Below are 24,810 nucleotides of genomic sequence, written 5' to 3'. Positions count from 1 at the left end.
CTACCGCACCGTGACAGCCCTCCGCAGGCGCCGCAACGCGAGGAGGGCGAGCGGCGAGAGGGCGAGCAGCCGCCACGGAGACCCGCCCCGGGGATCGACGGCGCAGCCGCCGCCGTTCGTGCCGCCCTCGTCGGGCGCGCCGCCGCCCGAAGCCCCGGAGGACATCACGCCGGTGCTGCCGGTGCTGACGGCGCTGACGGCGCTCCCGGGGGTCCCGCCGCCGGTCCCACCGCTGCACGTGCCGTTCGGGCAGCCCTCGCCGGGCTCGCAGAGGCCGGGATCCTCGTCGGTCTCGCCGTCGCAGTCGTCGTCGACCCCGTTGCACGCCTCGGGGCCCGGCTCTCCGGGCGTGCACGACCCAGGGGTGCATGCGATCGCTTCGCGCGCGCACATCCCGACGCCGCACACCTCGCGCACGCCCTCGTCCACCCGCCCGTCGCAGTCGTCGTCGGACAGATTGCACGTCTCGGCCGCGTCCGGGTGGACGTCAGGGGACCTGTCGTTGCAATCGTTCGAGCTCGGCGCGTAGCCGTCGGGGGGGCACTTCGCCTCGACCGTCGCGCCGAAGAGCCACCCGTACCCGTCGCCGTCGGCGTCTTCGTACTGGGTGCTCACCGCGAGCTCCTCGTCGACCTGGCCATTGCAGTTGTCGTCGAGCCCGTTGCAGGCCTCACCCTGATCGGGGTGGACGTTGACGCTGTAGTCGTCGCAATCCCCGCCGCGGGGGGCGTGCTCGGCGGGCTGGGAGCAATCGACCCTGGGCACGCCGGAGTCGCCGTATCCGTCTCCGTCGCGGTCGAGGTAATACGTCGTTCCCTCGCATCCGTACGCAAACGCGGCGCTGGCGGCCGACGCGCCGTCTCCGCGAGAGCCGTTGTCGCCGTTGGCCGAGACGGCCCAGACCTCGACGACGACGCCGCCCGCCGCTCCCGGCGCGATCCACTGCGCGTCGAAGCGAACGACCCCGCCGCTCGCTCGCTTCGGCGCGTCGTGGACGAGCTGCCGGTCGTCGATGAGGTGGGTGCCTTGACCGGCGATGGGGGAGAGCCGACCCGTCCCGGTGCGGAGATAGATGCCGCCGGCGTTGGCGGCCTGGATCTGCACCTGCAGAGTCACCGCCTCGCCGGCCGCCGGGTTCTTCGGGCTATGGTCGATGGTGATATCGGGCGCCGCGCCGCCGCTGTGGCAGCCGTTGCACCCTTCCACCGCCGTCCCGTTGCGGCGCGCATGGGCCTGCGACGCGACCAGCGTGGTCAAAAGGGCCACGCTCACCGAGAGGGCCGGTGAAGAAAGCGATGTACTTCGCATGCGTCTCGCCGCGCAGCTCGGGCTCGCGAGCTCCGCGCGCTCCGCTGCGAAGCTCAGGGATAGCCGCCCTCGCCGGGCACGACAAGCGCGTATGCGCAGAGCGAAACATTGTGCTGTGACCATCGACCATCCAGCGGCTGTTTTCGCTTCGGCGCCGCCGGGACAGCGGGTGTCGCGGAGCGCGTCGCCGTTCGGCGCGGCGCGTTAGCGCGTTACGCGAGCCGGGCGTGCTGCGGCCGCGTCACGTCGCAGACCACACCGTGGTACTTGAGCAGGCCCTCATCGAGGGTCACGACGGTCGCGTCGGTGCGGTGGGCGGCCCACAGGTACACGAGGTCGGTCGCGTTGGCGAAGGGCCTGCGGCCGCGCATGCGCTTCGTCAGCAGGGCGAGGAACTCGGTGACGGCGCCCTCGTCCGAGGGCGCGACGAGCTCGACCTCGAGGCCTCCCAGCGCGCTCGCGGCCGCGGGCGCGCCATGGCGCGAGGTCGCGAGCCGTTGCTCGGCCACGTACACCTCCAGCCACAGCTCGGGCGGCGCGAGCACCTGCGCCGCCCCCGCGGCCACGGCCGCGCGGGCGCGCTCGAGAAAGGCGAGCGCGTCCGCGTGCCCGGCCTCGGCGGGCTTCATCGAGGCGATGGCGACGGAGCTGTCGAGCACGATCCGCATGATGAATGGCACACGCTGGCACGGCGAGCGGCCCCCGTCGGCCGGAAACACGTGTGTTTGTACGGTACATGCCTTGCTTATCACCGCTCATGCGAACTTTCCTCCTCCGCATTCTTGTCGCGTCCCAGTGGGGCGCGAGCCTCGCTCTGGCCTCCGGCTGCGGCCCGCAAGTCGAGACCGGCGGCGGCTCGACCTCGCCTGAAGGCGCATCGTCGCAATCCGCCGGGGGCTCGACCTCGTCGGGAGGCGCATCGTCGCAATCCGCCGGGGGCTCGACCTCGTCGGGAGGCGCATCGTCGCAATCCGGGGGCGGCGGCGAGCCCGGCCCTCCCGACGCCTCGGCGCCGCTCGATCCCTACCCGGATCCGACCTGCGTCGGGCCGGAGCACGACGGCGGCTATTACGGCCGGTGCTGTTACGAGGTGCACTGCGCGGCGCCGGTCGACGGCGCCTGCCCCGCGGCCTCCGAGGCTGCGCCGCACCTCGACGACCTCCCGCCCGGATCGGGGACCTGCATGTGCGACGGCGGCGGCGAGGGCGGGGCCGAGGCGATCCAGGGCCCCTACGCGAACCGCACGGCGTCGGATCCCGCGAGCTGCTGCTATCTCGTCGGAGCCATCAGCTGTGAGGGGCGCCCCCTCCTGGTCCGCGGCGAGCCTCGCGTCGCGCCGCTCGCGCGCGCCCCGAGCGCCTGGTCGCACACCGCCTTGCGGCGCTTCGAGCGCGAGCTCGCCGACACCGATCTGAGCGAGCTCACGCCGGACGAGCGCCGCGAGCTCGGCCGGCGCTGGGCCGAGCGCGGCCAGAACGAGCACGCCTCGGTCGCCTCCTTCGGCCGCTTCGCGCTCGGGCTGATGGCGCTCGGCGCGCCTCCCCAGCTGCTCGAGGCGGCGCACCGCGCCGCGGTCGACGAGGTGCGGCACGCGCGCCTCGCGCTGGCGATCGCCTCGGCGTATGCAGGCGAGCCGGTGGGCGTGGGCCCGCTGCCCCTGCACGGCGCGCTCGACGACATCGGCTCGCTCGAGGCCCTCACGCTTTCCACCGTCGTGGAGGGCTGCGTCGGAGAGACCCTCTCGGCCATCGAGGCGGAGGTCGCGGCCCAGGCGGCGCAGCCGCCGGCGGTGCGCATGGCGCTCCAGGCGATCGCGCGCGACGAGACGCGCCACGCGGAGCTCGCCTGGGCGTTCGTCCGCTGGGCCCTCGCCACGGGCGGCGCGAGCCTGCGCGCGCGCGTCGCCGCGGCCTTCGCGCGCGCGCTCGACCAGGTGGCCTCCGAGGCGCCCGACAGCGCCGGCCGCGAACTCCCGCCGTCCCACGGCTTCCTGCCCGCCGACGAGCTCCACCGGATGCGACAGCAGGCCCTCGCCGACGTGCTCCGCCCGGCCGCCGCCGCGCTCGTTGCCTCGCACTTTCCGTCAGTAGACCGAGAGTTCGGCGGCGGTTGCGGGAACGTCATCCTGAGCGCCGGCGCGACGTACCTGTCGACGTGAGCTCGCGTCGAGGAACGCCCCTTCACGTGGGCTGTTCGGCGCGGGCGGCTCGCGCCCTGTCGTCGTCTCGCGCCGCTCTCTCCAGAGCAGGAACATGCCGAACGCGTAGATCGCGAGCAGCACGTACAGGTTCATCGAGAGCGCGAGCCGCGGTAAATACCCCTTGAAGCGGTCATAGACGTACGGAAAATCGACGGTGGCGAGCGACATCAGGACCACGAGCGCGCCCATCTCGAGCCGGCGCTCCTGCTCCGCCGCGCGGTCCAGCGCGTAGAGCGCGGCCGGGAAGAGATAGAGCACGTGGTGCACGTAGGTGAACGGGCTCGCCACGATCATCGTGACGAGCAGCGGCAGGAGCCGCCGCAGCGAGCGCGACGGGGAGGGGGAGCGGCCTCCCAGCGCGAGCGCGCCGCCGAGGAGGAGCAGGAGGGTGATCGCCGACGCGGTCTTGATGGCGGCCGCGTCCTGGCCGAAGAGCCGCGCGTAGAAGCCGGCGACCGAGAAATTCGGCACCGTCCCCGGGTCGAAGAGGCCCGGGATCTTGGCCCCGTGGGACATGCGCGGCAGCCGCCGCAGGAACTCGTGCCACGCCGGCGCGGCGCCGAACGGCAGGCTGATCAGGACGAGGGCGGCGAGCCCTGCGGCCAGGCCGGCGAGCGCGCGGAAGCGCCGCTCGATGACCCAGGGGATCGCGAGCAGGATCGGCGTGACCTTGATCCCCGCGGCGACCGCGAGGGCGAGCCCCGCGGCGGTGTCCTTGCGCGCGACCGAGAGCGCGAGCGCGGCGCAGATGAACGCGAGGACGAGCGGGTTCACCTGCCCCATCGCCAGGCTGTTGCGCAGGTTGAGCGCCCACGCGAGGAAGGCGATGAGCGCGATGAGGACGGTGGGGACCGCGACGCGGCGGGCCGCGGCGAGGGGGCCCTGCGTCGCGCGGCGGACGGCGACCACCGCGAACGTCGCGGCGAGGCCGTAGCTGACCACGGCGATGCTCGACCAGACCTGCTGAGCGACGTTCGGGCGCAGGCGGGCGAGCCATGAGAAGGTGTAAGCGAAGAACGGCGGATACAGGTAGGGGTACATCGGGTCGTGCGGCAGCCGCATCTCCCTCGCGATCGACTCGAGGGCCTCGACGTCGTACACGTCGAGGCCCCGGCGGGCCGCGACGGCGGCGGCGTAGAACGACTTGAAATCGATCGCGACGGCCTGCTCGAGGACGATGTCGAGGACGCAGAGCCAGGCGGCAGCCGTGGAGAACGCGAAGATCGCGATATAACACGGGATTTCGCCCGAGATGCGCTTCTTGACGGCGGCTGCGAACGCGGTCACGGCGCTCACGTTCTGTGATGTCGATCCAGGACGTCAAGTGTCCTGGCCGGGGCGAAAGCTCCGTCGATTCCGCGGATCACGCCGCTGCGCCTGCGCTGCTTCGGGCGGCCTGCCTCTCTCGCTCGAGCTCGTAGAAGAGCGTCCCGTCGTACATCCGGCGCAGCTGCTCGCGCGTCAGCTTCCCCCCTTTACCGGCGAGCGCATAGAGCACCGACCACTCGCCTGCTGACGCCAGGAACCCGAGCACATCGCCCAGGTCCCGATCTCCCAGCGCGCGCGCCACGAGCTCGCGGGCGTTCAGGGCGCCGTCGCGGTCCTTGTCCCAGCGCGCGAACAGCTCGTCGAACTTCTGCGGATCGAACCTGCCGTCCTTGTCGTAGACGCCTGTGTCGCTCGCGTGCTTCGCTCGGTGGATGTTCTCGAGGGTGATCGAGAGCGTGGGAACCAACGATCGGGACGTCGCGGGCCCGAGCGCTCCGTTGATGGCGAGCGCGAACCACGCGGAGATCGCCCGCCCGATCCCGAGCGCGCGCAGCCCCTCGTAGGTCTCGCGGAGCGTGATGACCCCATCGTGGTTTCTGTCGAAGAAGGCCGAGTGCAACTCGAGCGCCGTCCTGTCGCCGAGCGCCGCCGGCTGCGTGCCGTACACGTCCCGGGTCGCCGACGCCGACACGAACCTCTCCGGTCCTCGCCCCTCGCCGTGGGGCGGCGGGCGCGCGTCCGCCGAGGGCGACCCCGATAGCTCCGTCGGTTTGAAGGTCCTCAGCCTGCCGTTTCGCTCGTCCATGGTGCTCCTCTCCCGTGTCCGCGCGACCTGGCCGCGCCTGTCCTGGCCCGGGAGCGAAAGCACGACGCGGGCCGACGCGGTGCGGAACGGGGCGGCGCGGCGCAACCTGCTGCGTCCGCGTGGCCGGAGCGCCGGCGCGTGAGGCGAATTGCCTCGCAGGGGGGCCAACGATCACAGAGCGCCCGCACGGGCGCGCTGCTGAGCCGGTGCGTCTGCGACGGCCTGGAGCACGGGGCGCGGTCCGGCCCTGGGCACGATCTTGCTTGGTGCGTCGCGACGAGGTGGAACGACATGGCTACACTCTCGACGTCTGCATGGGTATTACATGAGCTCGGTCTCGCCGCGGGGTTCGGCGGCCCTCTCTTCGGCCGGCTGGCGTTGCACCAGGCGGTCAAGGATATCCATTCCGAGGCCGAGCGCGGCAAGGTCCTCGCCGACGCCTGGCAGCGATACAACCTCGTCAACGCGATCTCGCTCGGCACCGCCGCGGCCACCTGGTTTATCGGGCGGACGATGATCTCGGGGCGGTCGATCGACGAGGAGACCCGCAATCTTGTGCGCTTGAAGGACGCCCTGCTCGGCGCGACGCTCGCGACGAGCCTCGTCAACATGGTGAGCGGACGTCAGATGAGCAAGCAGGCGCCCGGCCACGCCGTGCCGGTCCGGGACGGCGACACGCCGTCGCCGCGCACGCCCGCGAAGGCCGCGGGGCTGCAGCAGCTCCTCAACGTCATGGGGCCGCTCAACATCGCCCTCACGGCGGGGGTGATCGGCGTGACCACGGTCCTCGCCATGAAGTCCGGCCGCTCGGCGAAGTGGAGCTTCATCTCCCGGCTCCTGCCCTGAGCCACGCCCTCTCCGGGGAGGGCGCCGCGCCCCCCCGGCGCTGCCGCGGCGGGGCCTCTCCCCCCGGAGGCCGCGCGCCGCGTCGCGCTCATGGTACGATGGCCCGATGAAGGTGATGACCAGCATGGCGCTCGTCGGGCTCGCCCTCGCCGCCCTGAGCTGCAGCGACGGCCACGGCGAGGAGGGGTGCCCTGAGCTCTGCGAGCGAGCGGTGGAGTGCCCGGGCGCTCCCATGACCGAGGACGCCTGTCTGGACGCCTGCAGCGCCGAGACGGAGGCGGCCGAGGAGGCTGGCTGCGAGGACGCGTCGGAGTCCTACCTCGAGTGCCGCAACCACGCCGACGACAACTGCATTCCGGAGAATTACAACGAAGAGTGCAGCATCCAGCTGGAGTCGTTGAACAGCTGCCTGGCTCGCCCTTGAGAGGAGCCTCCCGCGAGCAGGAGGGCCCGGTGAGCACCGGCTACCCAGCCGCGGCTACTGGAAGTGGTGGACCGCATGCCCGCTCGGGACCTCGTCCGGGATGAGCGCCTCGAGGCGCTTCGGGGTCGCGCGCGGGTCGAGCAGCGCCTCCCCGACGAAGGCGCAGAGCCAGCCGATCTCCTCCTCGGTGAGCTCGATCGGCTCCTGCAGCAGCGGGTCGACGGCGGCGAGGACCGGGGCGAGCGGGCCCATGTCGCCCCGCAGGTCCGGAGCGAGGTGAGCGTTCGTGTACTCGGTGGCCGACTTGTAGACGTCGAGGTGGTGGCGGATGGCGCCCTCGAGCGACGTGAACGAGCCGTTGTGGAAGAACGTGGGCTGAAGGGCGACGTTGCGCAGCGGCGACGTCCTGAACTTGTACCGATCGGCCGGGTCGCCCGTGACCTGCTCCAGGCCGAAGTCCTCATCGGCGTCCGGGCCGTCGAAGATCACGTTCGAGAGCGCCGGGTCGTCGGTCGGCGCGATCTGCGGCACGCCGATGGCGTGCTGCTGGAAGTCGCTGAACATCTCGTTCGACGGCCCTGACACAGCGTGGCAGCGGACGCACCCCGCCTCGCCGAAGAAGAGCAGCGCGCCGCGCTTCTGCTCCAGCGTCATCGCCTTCCGGCGGCCGCGGGCGAACCTGTCGATGGGCGCGTCGGCGAACGTGAGCGACAGCTCGAACTCGGCGATGGCGGCCGCGATCATCTCGTAGGTGATGGGTTTTCCTCGCTTCACCGCGTTGAACTGCTTGCCGAACCGGCGGCGGTAGGCCTTCACCTCGTTCACGCGCGCCGCGACCTCCTCGCGCACGACGTCGTGCGACGTCGGCGCCTGGTGCCCGGTCATCTCGGTGATCTCGGTCGGCGGGATGAACGCCTGCGCGGTGAGCAGGTGCGGCAAGGACGAGAGCGACATCCCCTCCGGCGAGGTGAACGAGAACCCCTCGCTATTGTCGAAGGGGTCGCCGGACACGGCGAAGAAGCGCGAGTTCCACATCAGGGTGGGATAGAAGGCCGTGTTGATGACCGACGGCGCGCGGCGCTGGTTGCGGGGCCCCGCGCGGCGCGGCCCGACGACGCCGTTGTTCTCGATGCCGATCGAGATCGACTGCGTGTCGGCGAAGCCCGCTGTCGCCGAGTGGCACCCTGAGCACGAGTTGTCCTCGTTCAGGCCGAGGATGCTGTCGTGGAACAGCTCACGCCCGAGCCTCGCCAGCTTCTTGTCGAGCTTCCGCCCGAGCCGCGGCTCCAGCGTCGACTCGATCTCTCCGGTGAAGCCGTGTCGGGCGAGCGTCTCCGCGAGCCGCTCATCGACGCGGGAGCCCTTGGCGCGCGCCGGGCGCGCGAGGAGGAGCGTGACAACGAGACATGCCGCCAGGGCGGCGAGAGCCCGCCCGATCCATCGCAGGGTCATGGTGCCTCCAGCTCCCCCGGCGGGGGAGGCGCACATCGCTGTGCGTCGGTGAGATCAACCAGTCCTGCCCAGAGCCTGACCGAGCGGCTGTGAATCCGATGATGGGAATCTAATGTTGCGAGTCGGTGGCCGGCAAGAACAATCTTCCGTGATTCAACAGGCTTACTGCGTATCCGAGGGTCTGGTCACCGCGCTATCTGCGGTTGTCGTGCCTACATTCGGCGGCGACGCTGCGGCGCGGCGCGGCGCGGCGTGACCGCGACGCGGCCTGGCGTCGTTGTAGGTGCGTGGCCGGCGCTCCGCGTCGGTGCGGCGCCCTCGCGCAGCGCGCCTCCGAGGTCGCCCGAGACTCATGCTTTGTGGGGAGCGATGGGCCGTCGTATGCTTGAGGTCATGGGCCGGACAGCAACTCTGGCGGATCCGACCGCGCTCGTGGGGGGCGCGCTCACCGGCGGATATCGGATCGTCCGCGTCCTCTCCGCGCAGGGGTTCGGTGTCGTGTTCGAGGCCCGGAGCTCCTCTGGCCGCCGCGTCGCGCTGAAGGTCCTGCGGCCCGAGGTCGTCACCGAGGACACGCTGTCGCGGCTCAGCCGCGAGGCGAGCGTCACGTCGAAGCTCGACAACGCCCACGTCGTCCCGATCGCCGACGCCGGTCACGACCTCGAGCGAGATCTCGCCTACCTCGTGATGCCGCTGCTCGACGGCACCGACGTCGCCGCCCTGCTCGCCGAGACGGGGCCGCTCGCGCCCGAGGTCGCCGTGCGGATCGCGCTCCAGGCTGCCGCGGGGCTCTCGGCGGTCCACGCCGCGGGCCTCGTCTACCGCGACGTTCGCCCGCCGCGTCTCTTCCTGGAGCACCTCCCGAACGGCGAGATCCTGGTCCGCGTCTTCGGCTTCGGGCTCTCGAAGGGCTACGACACGGCCACCTCCGACCCGGGCAAGGCGAGGAGCTCCGGTCGCCCGCGCGACGAATCGGGGCCGCGGGATCGCGCCGCGGACGTCCGGGGCGACGTCTTCGGCCTGGCGGCGACGCTCTACGAGATGCTCTGCGGCGTCTCGCCGTGGGCCGAGCTCGACGTCACGCCGGACACCGCCGACTTCGGCCCGGCGGACTCGGGGGCGGACGCGCCGCCGTCGACGCTCGCGCAGCTCCCGTCGATCCAGGACCGCGCCCCGTGGATCGCGGCGCGCCTCGCGACCGCGCTCTCGCTCGCGCTGCACAGCGACGTGGACCGGCGCTACCCGTCGATCGAGGCGTTCGCCGAGGCGCTGCGCGCTGCCTCCGGCGGCGAGGAGGGGCTCACGATCGACATGCTGAGGCCGCTCGATCCCGAGCTGCGCGACGCGATCGCCGAGCGCGCCGGCGCCGAGACCGATCCGCTCGTCGGCCGCCAGCTCGGCGGCCGGTACGCGGTGCGCCGCCTGATCGGGCGCGGCGGGATGGGCGCCGTCTACGAGGCGGAGTCGCCCGAGGGGCGGCGGGTCGCGGCCAAGGTCATCTTCAAGAGCGCCGTCGGGCAGGACGACCACGCCGTGCGCCGCTTCATCCGCGAGGCGCGCGCGGTGACCGCGAGCCAGAGCCCGCACGTGGTCAAGACGTTCGAGCTCGGGACGGATCTCACGCTGGCCACCCCGTTCATCATCATGGAGCTCTTGCACGGCGTCGACCTCGCCAAGCTCCTCAGGATGCGCGGCCCGCTCGAGCCGGCGCCGGTCGTGCGCGTGTTCATCCAGGCGGCGCGCGGGCTCGCGGCGGCGCACGCCGCGGGGATCGTGCACCGGGACATCAAGCCGGCGAACCTCTTCCTGCACGCGCCGTTCGAGGGCGCGGCGTACCGGGCGCCGAGCTCGATCGCGCCGCCGCCGTCCACCCAGCGCGCCCCGCTCTCGGCGGCGTCGCCGCCGTCCACCCAGCGCGCCCCGCTCTCGGCGGCGTCGCCGCCGTCCACGCGGCGCGGGTCGAGCTCGGTCAGGCCGCCGCCGTCCGGCCAGCGCCGGTCCGGCTCGATCAGGCCGCCGCCCTCCACCCGCCGCTCGTCCGGCTCGATCCGCCCGCCGTCCTCGAGCGATCGCCGTCTCGTGGTCAAGGTCTGCGATTTCGGCATCGCGAAGCGCACCGGCGACGGCGTCTCGCACGAGCTCACGCGCGCCGGCGGCGTGCTCGGGTCGCCGATCTACATGTCGCCCGAGCAGGCGAAGATGGCGAGGGACATCGATCACCGCTCCGACATCTGGAGCCTCTGCGTCTCGCTCTACCAGGCGCTCTGCGGGAGCTGCCCCTGGGATCCGAACGCCTCGCTCGCCGAACTCCTGCTCTCGATCTGCACCGAGCGCGTACCGCCGCTGGCCGCGGCCGCGCCGTGGCTCGATCCGGCCCTCGCCGCCGTCGTGCACCGCGGCCTCCTGCGCGATCCCGGGGAGCGCTGGCAGAGCATGGAGGAGCTGATCGTCGCGCTCGAGCTGCACGCGGAGGGCACCGACATCGTCACGCTGGAACAGCTGCGTGGCATCGACGCGGAGCGGCGCGCCGGCGCCACCCCGATGGCCGCGCTGCGCCGCGAGTCGAGGCTCGCCCGCTCCGTCGAGGGGGAGGAGCGCTCGATCGGCGGCAGCTCCTTCACGGCGGCGCAGGCGCCCGCGGGCGTCGCGCGGAGGCGCTTCGTCGGGGCGGCGGTCACGGCGATCGCCCTCGCCGCGATCGGCGGCGGCTTCGCCCTGCGCGCCTCGACGGGCGGCGAGGGGCGCGCGCCGGCCGCCGCGCAGAACGAGCCCGCCGTTCCTGCTCCCGCGCCCGCGCCGACACCTGCGTCCTTCACCGCGGCCGTGACGCTCCCGAAGGAGGCGACGGTGCGGGTCAACGGCGCGGCGCGCCCGGTGAGCGATGGCCGGCTCGACCTGACCGGCAAGGCCGGCGACACGTTCGAGCTCGAGGTGAGCCGCGACGGCGCGACCACGAGGGAGACGGTGTTCATGCTGAGCGACGGCCGGCTCCGCCCCGATCGCATCGAGCTCCAGCCGCTCGCGCCGGCCTCTGCTTCGGTCTCGGTCCCCGAGCCGGCCCCGCGCCGCGACCGGACGCGCCGCACGCCACGCGGCGCCTCCCCTCCGGTCGATGTCTCCTCGTCCTCCACGGGGGCGCCCGCGGCCCCGCCGGCCCCGACCGCGGTGATGCCGGTCGACCGGTGGTGATCCGGACGCCGCGCGCCCCGCGGGTAGGGATCAAATTTGAACATGAAGGCGGGAAGGCGGGAAGAAAAGATCAATGATCTTCCCGTCTTACCGCCTTCATGTGGACTCTCTCTGGGCAAAGTTGACCACTACCGCCCCGCGGCGCTCCTTCGCCGTGTGCGCGCTCGCCGCGGCGCTCGCGGTGCCTGCGTCTCCGGCCCTCGCGCAGCCCGAGCGGGCAACGCCCTCCACGCCTTCCACACCGCCCGCCGCCGCGCCCGCGCCGCCCGCGCCCTCCGCGCCGTCCACCGCGCCCGCGCCCTCCGCGCCGCCTGAGCCCTCCGTGTCTGCCGACGAGACGCTCGCCCGGGCCAAGGCGCTCTTTCAGGAGGGCAACGAGCTGCGCAAGATCGGCGACTGCCAGCGTGCGCTCGAGCTCTATGTGAGATCGCGCCAGCTTGTCGCGTCGGTGCCCAACACCCTCAACGCCGCGTTCTGCCTCGATCAGCTCGGGCGTTACGATGAAGCGCTCGAGCTCTACGAGGCGTTGCTCACGGCGTTCCGCGCGGAGCTCGGCGAGCCGGAGCGCAAGGGCGTCGCGGCCACGATCGCCGGGCTGCGGGGGCGGATCGGCAGCGTCCTCGTCTCGTCGAATGTCGATGGCCTGGTGCTCATCGACGGGAGGTCGCGCGGCCGGCTCCCCGTCTCCGGCCCGATCCGGCTGCTCCCCGGCGCCCACACCCTCCGCGTCGTCAAGGATGGCTGGCGCACGTTCGAGACGATCCTGACCGTCCGGGTCGCCGAGACCACCGCGGTGGACGCGAAGCTCGAGCCGCTCGCCAACACGGGCCGGCTGAAGGTCGAGGACGAGCGGCTCGTCGGCGCGGATCTCATCATCGACGGCACGCTGATCGGGCAGCTGCCGTGGGAGGGAGCGCTCGCGCCCGGCCCTCATTTTTATTCGGTGCGCAGAGGCAACCTCGGCTCCGCGCCGCGCGAGGCGAACGTCGTCGCGGGGCAGCTCGCCGTCGCCACGGTCGAGGCGGGCCCGCTCGGCGACGAGGTCCACGTCGTCGTCCAGCCGCTGAGCGCGGATCTGACCATCAACGGCGTCCCGGTCGGCAAGGGGCAGTGGCGGGGGGCGCTGCCGCTCGGGCGCCACACCTTCGAGGCGCACGAGCCCGGCTATTTCGCGCGCACGCTCCGCACGACCGTCGACCGGACGACCAGGGGCGATATCGTCCTGCCGCTCGCCACCGACGAGGCCCACCCGCGCTGGGGGCGGAGGGTCGGTGTCTTCCGGCTGGAGGCGGTCGGCGGCTATGCCTTCGCCTCGTCGCTCGAGAGCGACGCCGAGCTGAGCTGCGGCAGCTACCGCTGCTCCAACGTCTCGCGTCCTTCCGGCGTCCTCGCCGGCCTGCGCGGCAGCTACGAGTTCCCCACCGGCGCCGCCATCGAGCTCACGGCCGGGTACCTGAGCCTCCACACGGCGCTCGCTCGCTCGCTCGACGCGACGTACGCCGCACCGGACGGGGGCATGGCCCGGCTCCCCATCCGGTACACCTTCCAGGACGACATCGAGCTGGCCGGCGTGACCGTGATGGTCGGCGGCAGTTACCATTACGGGCTGTCTTCCTGGTTCGACGTCGGCGGAGCGCTCGGGCTCGGCGTGGTGCTGGCCGAGATGAGCGACGAGGTGACCGGCACGGCGTCCGACGCGCGGAGGACCGTCCGCGTGGCCGTGTACAACGCGGGCAGAGCCGTCCGCTCCGCCGCCCCGTTCGCCATGCCGGAGCTCCGGCTCCGGCTGAAGCTCGGGCGGCTCACCGCCAGCGCGGGCCTCGGTGTCGGCTTTTTCCTCGTCGACGGCCCGCCGCTCGAGACGGGCAACACCTACGTGGTCGACGCCGAGTGTAACGAGACGGACCCGACGGTCGACTGCGCGCCGGGCAAGAAGGTCGTGTTCGAGGAGCTGGCCCACGGCACGTTCACGATGTTCTTTCCGAACATCGCCGCGGGATACCGCTTCTGAGCGCCGCCGCGCGCGGCGCTCAGCGGCTCGCCTGGTCCCGCGCGAGGCGCGCCTGCTCGCGCACGAGCTCGAAGAGGCGCGACGCGTCGAGCAGCGAGGCCGTGAGCCGGCCGAACTGGATCACATCGCCCACCGCGACCTCCTGCGGCTCGTTCTCGGAGAGCAGCGCGCCGTTCACGCGGGTACCGTTCTGTGAGCCGTTGTCGATGAGCACGAGCTGCCCCTGCGCATCCAGCCGCCGGAAGTGCGCGTGCAGCTTCGACACCGACGGGTGGCGCAGCACCACGTCGCAATTGCGCGTGCGGCCCACCGAGATCTGATCGGGATAGGGATTGCCCTTCGCCTTGACGACCTCGAACACCTCGCTGGTCGGACCGGGCGGAGGCGGCGGCTTCCGGTGCGCCGCCGGCGAGGCGGCGACGGTCCGGAAGGCAAATGGCTGGCTGTCCGGACCCGCCTCGGACACCACGAGGAGCAGGTTCGTCACCCTGCGAACGAAGCGGTCCCGAGGCATCACACGCGCAAGCTCGATGATGTCCCCTGATTCTTCCACGATGTGCCGAGTATAAGCCGAACCCGAGGAGCGGAACGTTGGTGGACGCACTTTGCTGCCGCGAATCACCCACATCTCCGCAGCGTGGACTCGCGGTGACCGTCGAGCTGGGCACATCGCCTCTCCGCGGCGCGGCGCGAAGCTCCTGAGCCCGAGTCGGTGCTCCGATGTGTGCGCATCGCGGTGTCCTGGGATCGCGCCACCTCTGATTACCGCTCCGCGGTAATTCGTGAGCGCCGAGCACCGATGAGGCGGCTGCGGCGGCTCGCCGGACAGACTGCGCTCGAAAACGCCGGAACCTGGCGTACCTTCCGCGCCCATGCACGCACTGGTTCGTGGACGCATCTCGGTCAACCCACGCGGCTTCGGGTTCCTGAACATCGAGGCCTCTCCGGAGAAGGGCGGTGCGCCGGGCAGGCCGGGCGGGGCCCTGGCCCCGGCGACCGCCTTCATCACGCCGCCCGATCTGAACCCGTTCCTCGACGGCGACGTCGTGGACGCGGTGGTCGTGGAGGCCGAGCCGGGTCGCTACGGCGCGTCGCAGCTCGCGCTCGTCCACCGCGATCGCGCCGAGCTCTTCGGGACGGTCGTCTCGCACGCGAAGCGGCCGCACCTCCGGGTTGATCGCCTCGTCTCCAACACGGACTGGCCGTTCAAGCCGGGCACCGCCGACGACCTCGCCGAGGGCACGTCGGTGGTCGCCCTCATCGAGGGCGCGACGGTCGTCCCGGCGCGGGTCGTCGCGCCGGGCGCCGATCTCGGCATCGAGCGCTGCCTCGCCCGCAACGGCGTGCGCGCCGTGTTCGCGGGCGAGGTCGTCGAGGCGTCGCGCGCGGCGGTGGCGGCGACGTCGGTCGAGCGTGAGCTCGCGCGCGGTCGCCGCGACCTGCGCGAGCTCATCACGGTCACGATCGACGCGCCCGTCACCACGGACATCGACGACGCCGTCTCCGTGCTGCCGGCCGGGCCCGACGGGGCGCTCCGCGTCTTCGTCTCGATCGCCGACGTGGACGCGTTCGTCCCGGAGGGCTCGCTGCTCGATCTCGAGGCCCGCGCCCGGGGCACGAGCGTCTACCTGGCTGGCCGCGTCATCCCGATGCTCCCCGACGCGATCTCCAGCGAGGGAGCGAGCCTGCTCCCGGGGGTCGATCGGCTCGCGGTCACGATCGAGCTGCGCGTCGATCCCGAGGGCGGCGTCACCTCGATCGACCTTCACGAGAGCGTGATCCGCTCGCACGCGCGCCTCTCGTACGATGCCGTCGAGGAGTTCCTGACGACGGGCCGCTCCGCCGTCATCCCCGAGGCGGCCCGCCCGGTCGTGCGCTGGCTCCGCACCGCGGCCGCGCGGCTCTCGACGGTGCGCGGGGCGCGCGGCGGGGTCGAGCTCGACCGCGAGGAGGCCTATGTGACGCTGGACGCCGAGACGCGCGAGCCGACCGGCGTCTCGCCGCGCGCCGACACGGGCGCGCACCGCCTCATCGAGCGGCTGATGGTGGCGGCGAACGAGGCCGTGGCCCGCTGGCTCGTGGCGCGCGGGCTCCCCTGCGTCTTTCGCGTCCACGACGAGCCCACCGAGGAGCGCGTCCGGACGCTCGAGCACTTCGCGCACAACTTCGGCGTCGAGGCCGGGTTCGGCCCGCGCCTGAGCCCCTTCGGCCTCGCGGCGTTCGAGGCGCAGTTCCGGGGCTCGGAGCTCGCGCCCGCCATCCGCACCGTGCTCGGCAAGGCGCTCGGCCCGGCGCGCTACACGGCCGTCCCTGGCCTGCATTTCGGCCTGGGCGCCCCGCTGTACCTGCACTTCACCTCCCCGATCCGCCGCTATGCCGACCTCGCGGTGCATCGCGTGGTCAAGCGCTACCTCCAGGGCCACCGCGATCCGCGCGCGGACTCCGAGGCGCTCGCGTCGCTCGCCCACCACCTGAACGCGCGGGCGCGCAGCGCTGGCAAGGCCGAGACCGAGCGGCACCGCATGCTCGTGGCGCGCCTGTTCGCCACCCGGATCGGCGAGGAGATCGAGGGCAACATCGTGTCCATCAAGCCGTTCGGCCTCGTCGTCCAGATGCTCGAGTCCGGCGCGACGGGCACGATCGCGCTGGAGGCGCTGCCGGACGGCCCTTATCGGCTCGACGCCGCCGCCCAGGCGCTGATCGGCGCGGCCCGTCGCTACGGCATCGGCGAGCCGATCCGCGCCGCCATCGCGTCGACGAACGAGGAGCTCGGGCGCGTCGACCTCGTCCCTGCGGGCGCTCGCGGCGCCGCGTGACGTGGGCCGCCGCGCGCACCGCGGCGTCCGTGGCGGCTACACGACAGGCTCACGGCGAACGCGTCGGTGCCGCTCGTGTTCACGGCGGGCTACGGCGACAGGCTCGCGGCGAACGCGTCGGTGCCGTTCGCCTCGTGCTCGCCGAGGCCGAAGTCGATCCTCCCCTCGGCCGTACCGCAGAACACGATGGTGCCGGTCCCGGGCGAGATGGCCGCTGCGTTCGACTTCTGGTTGCCGGCGGCGCCGAGCACCTTCCCCCAGACGGTCTTGCCCTGCGGGTCGAGCTTCGCGATGAAGGCGTCGAAGCCGCCGCCGTTCGGGAGCGCCTCGTCGCCGAGGGCGATCACGCCCTGCGCCGCGCCGGTCACCACCGCGTTGCCCGCTGCGTCCGCGACGACCGCCGTGCTCTCCTGCGAGCCATCACCGACGAACGACCGCGCCCAACCAGGCGTGCCGCTCGGGTCGAGCGACACCACGAACGCTGTCTGTACGCCGTTGGCACGAATCCGGTTTTCAGGGCCGAAGTCGAGCTCGCCCGCGTACGTCCCCGTCACGAGCACCGCGCCGGACGGGGTGGTGGCGATCCCGGTGCCTGCCTGCGAGGCCGTGTCCCCGTAGTCCGACAGCCAGACGTCGAGCCCACCGCTGTCGAGCTTGAGGACGAACAGGTTCGGCCCGAGCCCGGTGTTTCTCACTTGCCGGCTCCCGACGATCAACGTGCCGTTGTACCGGCCGGTGATGAACACGCTGCCCTCGGCGTCGACGGCCGCGCTGGTGGCGAACTGGTTTGAGGTGTCTCCGTAGATCCTGGTCCACAGGACGGCCCCGAGCGGATCGTACTTCCGCACGAAGATATCGGTGCCGCCTTTGCTGTCGACGCAGACCGGGACGGGCCCCGTCGAGCAGAGCAGCGATCCGCTGAAGTAGCCGGCGATCACGATGTTCCCGGCCGTGTCCACCGCGATGGAGCGCAGCGTCTGATCCGCGCTGTTTCCGATCTGGCGTGCCCAGCCGGGGGTGCCGTCTCCGCCCAGCGTGGCCACGAAGCTGTCGAGCGCGTTGACGCTGCTCAGCGTCGCGCTGCCGAACGTGAACGATCCGTAGAACGTCCCGCCAATCACGAGGTTGCCGTCGGGCGTCACCGCGAGCGCGTTGAGCGTCTCGGCGCCGCTGCCGCCGAACCTCGCGCTCCAGCGGTGGGCTCCGGCCGCGTCGAAGCTCGCGACGTACACGTCGGCGGTGCCGATGGCCACCAGGGTCTCACCGCCCAGGTGGATGGTCCCCGAGAAGGTGCCGCCGATATAGATGTTCCCGTGCGCGTCGACGCCGACGCTCGTCGCGCTCTGGATGTTCGAATCGCCGTAGAGGGCGGACCAGAGCGGCGCGCTGCAGGCGAAGCCGTCGCAGTCCTCGTCGGTGTCGTCCGCGCACGTCTCGCTCGCCGGGGTGACCTGGCCGTCGCACGGCCGCCACGACGTCCCCGAGATGTCGCACATTCGCAGCCCCGCCGCGCAGAGCCCGACGCCGTTCGTCCCCTCGGGGCCGCTGTAACAGGTCTCGATCTGGCCCGGGGTGCACACGCACCCCGCGTCGGGCTCGCTCGTCTCGCCGTCGCAGTCGTCGTCCAGGGTGGTGCTGCAGTCCTCCGGCCTCGGGACCACGGCGCCCTCGCAGTCGCCGAAGCTCTGGCCGTCCGGCTGGCACCTTCGCACACCCGCCGCGCACACGCCGACGCCCTCGGTGTCCGCCGGGCCGGGATAGCAAGGCTGCTCCTGGCCGACGCTGCAGAACGGCGCGCCTCCGGTGCCACCTCCGCTGCCGCCGCCGCCGCCGCCGCCGGCACCGCCACCGCCGGCACCTGGCCCCGGATTGAATGGCGCCGGCTCCGAGCACGCTCCCGCGAGCGTGAGCACGAGCGCAGACCCGACGAGCATCGATCGAGCGCGCAGGGTTGTCCTCGTGACCATCGGGGGACGGAGCTCCATGTTCGGCGATTCTGACTTCAATCCTGATGCGATTTTCTCGTCTGGCGCTTCTTCTTGGTCAAGTCGATGATGATGGTGTTGACGGGCGGCGGGGCGCTCGCCGGGGCGTTCGGCGGGTTCTGGCGTATCGTCTCCGGCTCGCCCGGGTCGCGCGGCGGCTCGTCGGTGCTCTCGGACGGGGACAGCTGGGTCGGCCCGGCGCTCGCGCTCTGCGCCGGCAGCAGATCGTGTCGAACCGCGTCGCTCTGGGGTTCGTCGCGGAGCGCCATCCACACCGCGACGACGCTCGCGATCACGAGCGCCACGCCGCCGACCGCGAGCAGGATCATGAGCTTCAACGGCTGCTTCGGCTGAGCGCGGCGCGGCGCCCAGCCGGCAGCCGACGGGTCGCCGTAGGGGGCGCTGGCGGCGTGCGGCGACGAGGGCGCGCCGTAGGACGCGCCGCTGTTGTGCAGGGACGAGCCGGTGTTGTGGAGCGAGCCGGGCGCGCCGTAGGACGCGCCGCTGTTGTGCAGGGACGAGCCGGTGTTGTGGAGCGAGCCGGGCGCGCCGTAGGACGCGCCGCTGTTGTGCAGGGACGAGCCGGTGTTGTGGAGCGAGCCGGGCGCGCCGTAGGACGCGCCGCTGTTGTGCAGGGACGAGCCGGTGTTGTGGAGCGAGCCGGGCGCGCCGTAGGACGCGCCGCTGTTGTGCAGGGACGAGCCGGTGTTGTGGAGCGAGGCGGGCGCGCCGTAGGACGCGCCGCTGTTGTGGAGCGAGGCGGGCGCGCTGTGGGGCATGCTGGCGCCGTGGCGTGAGGCGGGCGGGCCGTGCATTCCGGCGTGGCCTGCTCCCGTGTTGTGCAGGGACGACGGCGGTCCGTTCGGCGCTCCGGGGCCGGCCTGCGCCATGCTCGGGTGGCCTCCGTGCGCCTGGGCGGCATCCATGACGCTCCCGCCCCGGGCCCCGGGCGCCGCCGTCGTGGGGGCCTCCCACGCGGTCGCTCCGCCGGAGCCGGACTCCGGCCCGAGCGCGGGCGCCGAGCCCCTCTCGTTCCACCTCGCGCCCGAGGGGGCCGCCGGCCGAGGCGGCGGCTCGGCCGGCGCCTCCATCGAAGAGCCGGCCGCCGCGAGCATCGGCGAGACCTGCGGCGCGCCCGCCGACGGCGAGTCCCCCGCCGCGAGGCGCGCCGACGCGAACGGCGGCGGCTCTCCGCGCAGGAGCGCGCGCATGTCCGCCTGCATCGTGCGGGCGTCCGGGTAGCGCCGGTCGCGATCGAAGGCGAGCGCCCTGTCCACGAGGGCGCACAGCTCCGGCGGCGTCTCCGGCGCGACGCTCGCGAGCGGCGGCGCCGCCATGGTCGCCATCTTCACGAGCAGCTCGGACTCCGTGCGCGCCTCGTGGATGCGCCGCTTCGCGATCAGCCGGAACATCGTCGCGCCGGCGGCGAAGAGGTCCGCCCGGTGGTCGACCGAGATGCCGCGCACCTGCTCCGGGGCCATGTACGACACGGTCCCGAGCGTCGCGCCCGTCCGGGTCCGCATCGCCGTCTTCACGCCGTCGCGCATGCGGGCGATGCCGAAGTCGAGCACCTTGAGGCGCCCGGTCCGCTCGAAGAAGAGGTTGTCGAGCTTGATGTCGCGGTGGATGATCCCCTGCTCGTGCGCCGCCCCGAGCACGTCGAGCAGCTCGTCCATGAGCCGCAGCATCTCGCCTGTCTCGATGTGGCCGAGCCGCTGGAGCCGATCGGCGAGCGACTCGCCGTCGAGGAGCTCCATCACGAGGAACGGCGCGCCGTCCTCGGCGATGTCGATGTCGCGGATCTCGACCACGCCGGGGTGGCGGAAGCGATTGACGGCCTGGGCCTCCCGCTCGAACCGGGCGCGCAGGTCCTTCGAGCGCGCGACCTCGGGGTGGAGGATCTTGATCGCCTCGCGCCGCCCGATCTTGTGGGTCGCGGCATAGACGGCGGCCATCCCGCCGATCCCGAGGAGGCGATCGATCGTCCATTTGCCCCGCAGGGTCGTCCCCACGCGCCTCTCGCAGGTCGCCCTCTCGTCGTCCATGCCCCGATCGAATGTCACAGCGTGCGGGATCGAGGTCAAGGTGAGAGCCGCGGCGAGGGCGACATCGTCACGCTTCCCCGTGCCGACGAGCCTGCCAGCGTCCCCGGCTCAATCGGGGATCGGGTACACCCCGTCGCGCACCCAGGGATCGATGGTCGGCCGGAACGCCGCCTCGGTCCGGAGCCCCGCCAGCACGGACGCGAGCCCCCACTGCAGCCGATTCACGAACGTGAAGTCCTGCGGCATCTTCGGCACGTGGGGGATGGTGGGCATCTTCTCCCCCTGCTTGAAGGCGAGCCCCCGGATGCCGCGGGTCAGGTAGGCCACGGTCTCGCGCGCCTTCTCCGGGGAGCACTTCCATGTCCCTTGCGCGCACAGCGGGACCATGAGCTCCATCGTGTAGCTCCGGTAGAGATCCCAGCTCTCGTCGTTCGGATCGTAGCCGAGCACCTCCACGCAGGCGCGGTCGAACTCCTTCCAGTCCGCGTCCATGGCGGCGCGAATGTAGCGCTTCATGCCCTCCACGAGGTCGGGCGGGAGCTGCTTCACGCAGCCGAAATCGAGGATCCCGACCCGGCCGTCCTCGTGGAATCGGTAGTTGCCGGGGTGCGGATCGGCGTAGAGCCAGCCGTACCGGAGCATCGAGCGAAAGGTGAAGCGCCAGATGGAGAGGCCCGCGCGGTTCTTCGCCTCCTGGCTGCCGCGCTCGCAGAACTCGGCGTAGCTCATGCCGTCGACGAACTCGAGCGTGATGACCCGCCTCGTCGTGAGGCTGTGGTGGATCCGGGGGATGTAGATGTCCTCGTCCCCGGCGTTCATGCGGCGGAACAGGTCCGCCATCTCGGCCTCGCGCGCGTAATCGAGCTCGGACAGGAAGACCTTGCGGAGCTCGTCGACGGTCTGCCGGGCGTGCAGCTTCTTGGCGATGGGCGCCATCATCGCCTCGAGCATCGAGACGCTCTTCAGATCGTTCTCGATGGCCCTGTCCATGCCGGGGTACTGCACCTTGACGGCGACCCGCTCCCCCGCTTTCGTCGTGGCCCGGTGCACCTGTCCGATGCTCGCCGCGGCGAACGGCTCGCGCTCCCACGCCGCGAACACCTCGTGCGGCGGGGTGCCGAGCTCCTGGAGGACCATCTGCTCCGCGGCCTCGGGCGACAGGGGGGGCGCCTTGTCGAGCAGCTTCTTCAGCGTGGCCTGGAACTTCTCCTCGTACCCCGGCGGCGCGAGCCCGTCGATGTAGCTCGCCATCTGGCCGAACTTGAGCGGCAGGCCCTTCATCTCGCCGAGCGTCTTCAGCATCGCCTCGGCGGTCTTCTTCACCTCCTGGGTCATCTTCCGCCGCGCCTCGGCCTCCTCCTCCTCGGTCCGCGTCGCGCCGAGGGCGCGCCTCGCGCCCTCGATGGCGAACGGGATGGTGCGGGGCGCGAGGCCGGCGAGGCGCGCCAGGCGCGCCAGCTTGGAGGTCGGCGGTTTGTCTCTGGGCTTGTCGTGGGCCATGCGGGACTGACTCGTCAGGGTAGCGTGGGTCGGCGCGGAGAGGTCAGGCGCCGACGCGGCGCTTCGGGGCCGCGCGGATCTTCGGAACCGGCCAGAGGGAGACGGTGTTCCTCAGCTGCTGAGCCTGCTCCGGGGAGATGTCCCCTTGCACATGGACCCGGGCCCGCCGGTCCTCGACCACGACCCGCACCGCGCCCCGCCCGACCGGCGCAGCGCGGAGGACGTCCGTGATGTCGTCGAGCAGGCGTTGCGGCAGCCGGCCGCGGAGCAGCCGGACGTTACGCCCCTCGACGCGCACGTAAAAGAGCTCATTCGCCCGGAGGAGGGCCACGATGAGCGGCACGACGACGGCGAGCAGGGCGAGGGGGATCAGGAAGGACATGGGGAGGCCGCCCACGACGAGCGCGCCTCCCCCAGGCTCACCGCGGGCCAGGATCGTGAACCGGTGCCGGCCGTTGTCAACGCTGGACGCGGCGGGCTCTGGAGCGCCTGCGAGCGCGGCCCGGACCGCGGGGCCTGGTCAGCGCGGCGCGCGGTGCCTACCTTATGACCCCATGACGAGCGCCGCGCCCCAGCCTGCCGCCATCGATCCGCGCCTGGATCTGCACGACGAGATCAGCCGCCTGAAGCGGGAGAGGAACGCCGTCCTCCTGGCCCACTACTACCAGGATGGCGAGATCCAGGATCTCGCGGACTTCCTCGGCGACTCGTTGCAGCTGGCCCAGCAGGCCAAGAAGACCACCGCGGACGTCATCCTGTTCGCCGGCGTGCATTTCATGGCCGAGACGGCGAAGATCCTGAACCCGGAGCGCATCGTCGTGGTGCCCGACATGCAGGCTGGCTGCTCGCTCGCCGACGGCTGCCCCGCCGACCGCTTCCGCGCGTGGCGCGCCCGGTACCCCGGCGCGGCCGCGATCTCCTACATCAACTGCTCCGCCGAGGTGAAGGCGGAGAGCGACTACATCTGCACGTCGTCGAACGCCGAGAAGATCGTCCGCGCGATCCCCGAGGGGCAGGAGATCCTCTTTGCGCCCGACAAGAACCTCGGGCGCTGGCTCGTGGAGAAGACGGGCCGCCCGATGCGCCTGTGGCAGGGCAGCTGCGTCGTGCACGAGACGTTCAGCCTGCGCAAGATCATCGCGCTGCGCGAGCGCCACCCGGACGCGAAGCTCATCGCGCACCCCGAGTGCGAGGAGCCGATCCTGCGGATGGCCGACTACATCGGCTCGACGACCGCGTTGCTCAAGTACACGATCGCGGACGACGCCACGAAGTACATCGTCGCGACGGAGAGCGGCATCGTGCACCAGATGCGCAAGGCGTCGCCGCAGAAGGAGTTCATCGAGGGGCCGCCCGAGGGCAACTGCGCCTGCAACGAGTGCCCCTTCATGCGGCTCAACACGCTCGAGAAGGTCTATCTCGCGCTGCGCGACCTCGCCCCGCGCCTCGAGATGGCGCCCGAGCTGCGCGAACGGGCGCGCGTCCCGATCGATCGCATGCTGGCCCTCAGCTGAGCTCGCCTGGCGACGCGCCTCACCGCCCCGGGCACGCGTGGCGGTGCAGGGTGCAGATGTTCGTCCGCTCGCACGTCGTCGACAGGGTGAGGTCGCGGCAGGGGCGCCCCTTCTCGTGCGGCCGCGCGCGGGTCGCGCGGACAGGGTGGGGGCGCGGCTCGTGGGCCACGGCGCAGTCGTGGTCCCCCTCGCACGGCACGGGCAGCACGCGGAGCAGCGCGCACGCGCCCGCGTCGCAGTAGCAGACGATCCCCTGATCCGTGACGGGCGGCTGCCGGTTCAGCCGGGGATCGGCGCCGCAGCGCCCGCTCGCCGGGTCGTAACCGCAGTCCGCGTCGCCCGCGCAGGCGGCCGGGAATCGCCGTTCCCGCGGCTGCGCTGCGGCGGCGTCTTTCCTGGAACCCGCCGGCCCGTCGCCCTGACCTCCCGCTGGGGCATCGTCCTGGCGTCCCGCGTGCGGTGTCCCGCCGTCGCCGCGCTGCGAGCGAGCCGGCGGCGCCGTGGGAGCGGCCGATCGCGGCGGCGCTTGAGGGCGTCCCCTCGGGGCCGGATCGCCGCACGCCGTGGCCGCCAGAGCGAGCGCGGCGGTGAGGGTCAGCCGCCTACCCCGCGCGCGCACGACGGCGATCACAGCACCAGGGACAGGCCGAGGGTCTGCATGAACGAGCCGCGAGCCTGCGGCAGCGCGCCGATGGTGCGCCGCAGCCCCAGGCCGTCGATGGCCTGGCCTTCCCGCGTGGCGTCGCCGCCCCGGCCGAGCACGAACGCCCCCGAGGTCTCCAGCTCGATCGTGAGCCAGTCGCGGATGAGGTCGAGCGACACCCCGAGCCCCAGCGGGATGGCGATGTACGAGGCTCCGCGCTCGCGGACGGTGAACTCGCCCCCCGGATCGGAGACCCGCATGCGGTCGAAGTCGAACCGGTCGTAGCCGACGCCGACCGACGCCCACGCGCGGGCGCGCTCGCCGAGCGGCAGCGTCGGCGCGAGGCGCGCGCCGAGCGCGAGGGCGCGCACCCCGGGCGCGCCGTCCTCGCGCGGCTCTGCCGTGATGGCGCCGGGCTGCCCCAGCGCGCCTTGCTGCAGGGCGAGCTCGTGCCGGGAAAGCACGACGAAGGCGGAGAAGCGCAGGAGCTCGAGGATCTCCCAGCGCGCATGGATGCCGAGGCCGATCGCGGGCTCCAGGCGAACGCGCGTCAGACGGCCCGCGTCGTCGCGCGTCCCGAGCCAGCTGACGAAGGCCGCGTCCGCGCCGATCTCGATGTGCCGGTCCCACGGCAAGCGCGGTGGTGGGGACGCGGGCGGCAGCGGCGGCCGCGGCGGTTTCGCGGGCTCCTCGGCGTCAGCGGCGCCCTGGGCGGGCACGGCGGCTGTCGGCTCCTCGGCGCGCGCGGTCGCGGCGCAGGCGAGCGCGACCGCGCCCGCTGCCATGCCTCGTCCCACGAGGGC

19 protein-coding genes (1 of these 19 only partly in view) are annotated in these 24,810 nt (G+C 72.4%); 7 read left to right on the top strand and 12 right to left on the bottom strand.

All coding sequences use genetic code 11. The features are described from left to right. Nucleotides 1–1,266, bottom strand: coding sequence for a putative metal-binding motif-containing protein (locus tag WMF36_RS38825; RefSeq protein WP_437575869.1), 1,266 nt, complete (start codon nucleotides 1,264–1,266; stop codon nucleotides 1–3). Nucleotides 1,267–1,520: 254 nt separating this feature from the next. Beyond that, the gene (locus WMF36_RS38820; RefSeq protein WP_437575868.1) at nucleotides 1,521–1,976 is read right to left on the bottom strand and encodes a PIN domain-containing protein; all 456 of its coding nucleotides are present in this window, start codon (nucleotides 1,974–1,976) and stop codon (nucleotides 1,521–1,523) included. Between the two features lie 89 nt (nucleotides 1,977–2,065). On the opposite strand from WMF36_RS38820, the gene WMF36_RS38815 reads away from it, so the two are divergent. Continuing rightward, nucleotides 2,066–3,466: a hypothetical protein gene (locus WMF36_RS38815; protein WP_437575867.1), complete on the top strand. Its 1,401-nt coding sequence runs from the start codon at nucleotides 2,066–2,068 to the stop codon at nucleotides 3,464–3,466. Here WMF36_RS38815 and WMF36_RS38810 read toward each other — a convergent pair. Further along, nucleotides 3,392–4,795 (bottom strand): glycosyltransferase family 87 protein, encoded by a 1,404-nt coding sequence (locus WMF36_RS38810; RefSeq protein WP_437575866.1) that lies wholly within the window; start codon nucleotides 4,793–4,795, stop codon nucleotides 3,392–3,394. The two genes, WMF36_RS38815 and WMF36_RS38810, sit on opposite strands and share 75 nt — an antisense overlap. 76 nt (nucleotides 4,796–4,871) lie before the next feature. After that, on the bottom strand, nucleotides 4,872–5,582 hold the full coding sequence (locus tag WMF36_RS38805) for a caleosin family protein (protein WP_437575865.1): 711 nt from the start codon (nucleotides 5,580–5,582) through the stop codon (nucleotides 4,872–4,874). A gap of 291 nt (nucleotides 5,583–5,873) precedes the next feature. Between WMF36_RS38805 and WMF36_RS38800 the strand changes: the two genes are divergently transcribed. Both WMF36_RS38800 and WMF36_RS38795 read left to right on the top strand, forming a co-directional pair. Beyond that, nucleotides 5,874–6,428: a hypothetical protein gene (locus tag WMF36_RS38800; protein WP_437575864.1), complete on the top strand. Its 555-nt coding sequence runs from the start codon at nucleotides 5,874–5,876 to the stop codon at nucleotides 6,426–6,428. Nucleotides 6,429–6,534: 106 nt separating this feature from the next. Then, entirely contained in the window at nucleotides 6,535–6,852 is a 318-nt protein-coding gene (locus tag WMF36_RS38795) for a hypothetical protein (protein ID WP_437575863.1), read from the top strand. A 54-nt stretch (nucleotides 6,853–6,906) separates the two neighbouring features. Here WMF36_RS38795 and WMF36_RS38790 read toward each other — a convergent pair whose 3' ends face one another. Further along, the gene (locus tag WMF36_RS38790; protein ID WP_437575862.1) at nucleotides 6,907–8,304 is read right to left on the bottom strand and encodes a cytochrome-c peroxidase; all 1,398 of its coding nucleotides are present in this window, start codon (nucleotides 8,302–8,304) and stop codon (nucleotides 6,907–6,909) included. Nucleotides 8,305–8,697: 393 nt separating this feature from the next. Here WMF36_RS38790 and WMF36_RS38785 point away from each other — a divergent pair, with 393 nt between their 5' ends. Together WMF36_RS38785 and WMF36_RS38780 are read left to right on the top strand one after the other, a co-directional pair. Next, complete coding sequence (locus tag WMF36_RS38785) at nucleotides 8,698–11,493, top strand: protein kinase domain-containing protein (RefSeq protein WP_437575861.1); 2,796 nt, start codon at nucleotides 8,698–8,700, stop codon at nucleotides 11,491–11,493. Between the two features lie 121 nt (nucleotides 11,494–11,614). Then, entirely contained in the window at nucleotides 11,615–13,504 is a 1,890-nt protein-coding gene (locus tag WMF36_RS38780; RefSeq protein ID WP_437575860.1) for a PEGA domain-containing protein, read from the top strand. 19 nt (nucleotides 13,505–13,523) lie between these two features. Here WMF36_RS38780 and WMF36_RS38775 read toward each other — a convergent pair whose 3' ends face one another. After that, nucleotides 13,524–14,057, bottom strand: coding sequence for an FHA domain-containing protein (locus tag WMF36_RS38775; RefSeq protein WP_437575859.1), 534 nt, complete (start codon nucleotides 14,055–14,057; stop codon nucleotides 13,524–13,526). 319 nt (nucleotides 14,058–14,376) lie between these two features. Between WMF36_RS38775 and WMF36_RS38770 the strand changes: the two genes are divergently transcribed. Next, nucleotides 14,377–16,320: a ribonuclease R family protein gene (locus WMF36_RS38770; protein ID WP_437575858.1), complete on the top strand. Its 1,944-nt coding sequence runs from the start codon at nucleotides 14,377–14,379 to the stop codon at nucleotides 16,318–16,320. A gap of 89 nt (nucleotides 16,321–16,409) precedes the next feature. Here the strand turns inward: WMF36_RS38770 and WMF36_RS38765 are convergent, their stop codons facing one another. The 4 genes from WMF36_RS38765 to WMF36_RS38750 all read right to left on the bottom strand — a co-directional run bounded on the left by WMF36_RS38765 (nucleotide 16,410) and on the right by WMF36_RS38750 (nucleotide 22,232). Beyond that, nucleotides 16,410–18,305 carry a hypothetical protein gene (locus WMF36_RS38765; RefSeq protein ID WP_437575857.1) on the bottom strand — a complete coding sequence of 632 codons (1,896 nt, stop codon included), beginning with the start codon at nucleotides 18,303–18,305 and terminating at the stop codon, nucleotides 16,410–16,412. 17 nt (nucleotides 18,306–18,322) lie between these two features. Next, the gene (locus WMF36_RS38760) at nucleotides 18,323–20,350 is read right to left on the bottom strand and encodes a protein kinase domain-containing protein (RefSeq protein WP_437575856.1); all 2,028 of its coding nucleotides are present in this window, start codon (nucleotides 20,348–20,350) and stop codon (nucleotides 18,323–18,325) included. A gap of 108 nt (nucleotides 20,351–20,458) precedes the next feature. Beyond that, entirely contained in the window at nucleotides 20,459–21,850 is a 1,392-nt protein-coding gene (locus tag WMF36_RS38755; RefSeq protein ID WP_437575855.1) for an ABC1 kinase family protein, read from the bottom strand. A 43-nt stretch (nucleotides 21,851–21,893) separates the two neighbouring features. Further along, nucleotides 21,894–22,232 carry a DUF3634 family protein gene (locus tag WMF36_RS38750; RefSeq protein ID WP_437575854.1) on the bottom strand — a complete coding sequence of 113 codons (339 nt, stop codon included), beginning with the start codon at nucleotides 22,230–22,232 and terminating at the stop codon, nucleotides 21,894–21,896. 172 nt (nucleotides 22,233–22,404) lie between these two features. Between WMF36_RS38750 and nadA the strand changes: the two genes are divergently transcribed. Further along, nucleotides 22,405–23,364 (top strand): quinolinate synthase NadA, encoded by a 960-nt coding sequence (gene nadA / locus WMF36_RS38745; RefSeq protein WP_437575853.1) that lies wholly within the window; start codon nucleotides 22,405–22,407, stop codon nucleotides 23,362–23,364. Between the two features lie 19 nt (nucleotides 23,365–23,383). Here nadA and WMF36_RS38740 read toward each other — a convergent pair whose 3' ends face one another. Together WMF36_RS38740 and WMF36_RS38735 are read right to left on the bottom strand one after the other, a co-directional pair. Further along, complete coding sequence (locus tag WMF36_RS38740) at nucleotides 23,384–23,983, bottom strand: hypothetical protein (RefSeq protein WP_437575852.1); 600 nt, start codon at nucleotides 23,981–23,983, stop codon at nucleotides 23,384–23,386. A gap of 8 nt (nucleotides 23,984–23,991) precedes the next feature. Continuing rightward, nucleotides 23,992–24,810 carry the 3' portion of a hypothetical protein gene (locus tag WMF36_RS38735; protein ID WP_437575851.1) on the bottom strand. 15 nt of this gene lie beyond the right edge of the window, so 819 of the gene's 834 nt are visible here — the last part of the coding sequence; its start codon lies off the right edge, out of view; the stop codon is at nucleotides 23,992–23,994.

The organism is Sorangium sp. So ce887 (genome assembly GCF_051521455.1).
Lineage (GTDB): Bacteria > Myxococcota_A > Polyangia > Polyangiales > Polyangiaceae > Sorangium.
This window is presented reverse-complemented; position numbering and strand designations above follow the sequence as displayed.

Excerpts from the sequence above, each read along its gene's own strand:
- WMF36_RS38820 (WP_437575868.1), bottom strand. The coding sequence starts at position 1,976 with ATGCGGATCGTGCTCGACAGCTCCGTCGCCATCGCCTCGATGAAGCCC.
- WMF36_RS38815 (WP_437575867.1), top strand. The coding sequence starts at position 2,066 with ATGCGAACTTTCCTCCTCCGCATTCTTGTCGCGTCCCAGTGGGGCGCG.
- WMF36_RS38805 (WP_437575865.1), bottom strand. The coding sequence starts at position 5,582 with ATGGACGAGCGAAACGGCAGGCTGAGGACCTTCAAACCGACGGAGCTA.
- WMF36_RS38800 (WP_437575864.1), top strand. The coding sequence starts at position 5,874 with ATGGCTACACTCTCGACGTCTGCATGGGTATTACATGAGCTCGGTCTC.
- WMF36_RS38795 (WP_437575863.1), top strand. The coding sequence starts at position 6,535 with ATGAAGGTGATGACCAGCATGGCGCTCGTCGGGCTCGCCCTCGCCGCC.
- WMF36_RS38790 (WP_437575862.1), bottom strand. The coding sequence starts at position 8,304 with ATGACCCTGCGATGGATCGGGCGGGCTCTCGCCGCCCTGGCGGCATGT.
- WMF36_RS38785 (WP_437575861.1), top strand. The coding sequence starts at position 8,698 with ATGGGCCGGACAGCAACTCTGGCGGATCCGACCGCGCTCGTGGGGGGC.
- WMF36_RS38770 (WP_437575858.1), top strand. The coding sequence starts at position 14,377 with ATGCACGCACTGGTTCGTGGACGCATCTCGGTCAACCCACGCGGCTTC.
- WMF36_RS38765 (WP_437575857.1), bottom strand. The coding sequence starts at position 18,305 with ATGGAGCTCCGTCCCCCGATGGTCACGAGGACAACCCTGCGCGCTCGA.
- WMF36_RS38760 (WP_437575856.1), bottom strand. The coding sequence starts at position 20,350 with ATGGACGACGAGAGGGCGACCTGCGAGAGGCGCGTGGGGACGACCCTG.
- WMF36_RS38755 (WP_437575855.1), bottom strand. The coding sequence starts at position 21,850 with ATGGCCCACGACAAGCCCAGAGACAAACCGCCGACCTCCAAGCTGGCG.
- WMF36_RS38750 (WP_437575854.1), bottom strand. The coding sequence starts at position 22,232 with ATGTCCTTCCTGATCCCCCTCGCCCTGCTCGCCGTCGTCGTGCCGCTC.
- nadA (WP_437575853.1), top strand. The coding sequence starts at position 22,405 with ATGACGAGCGCCGCGCCCCAGCCTGCCGCCATCGATCCGCGCCTGGAT.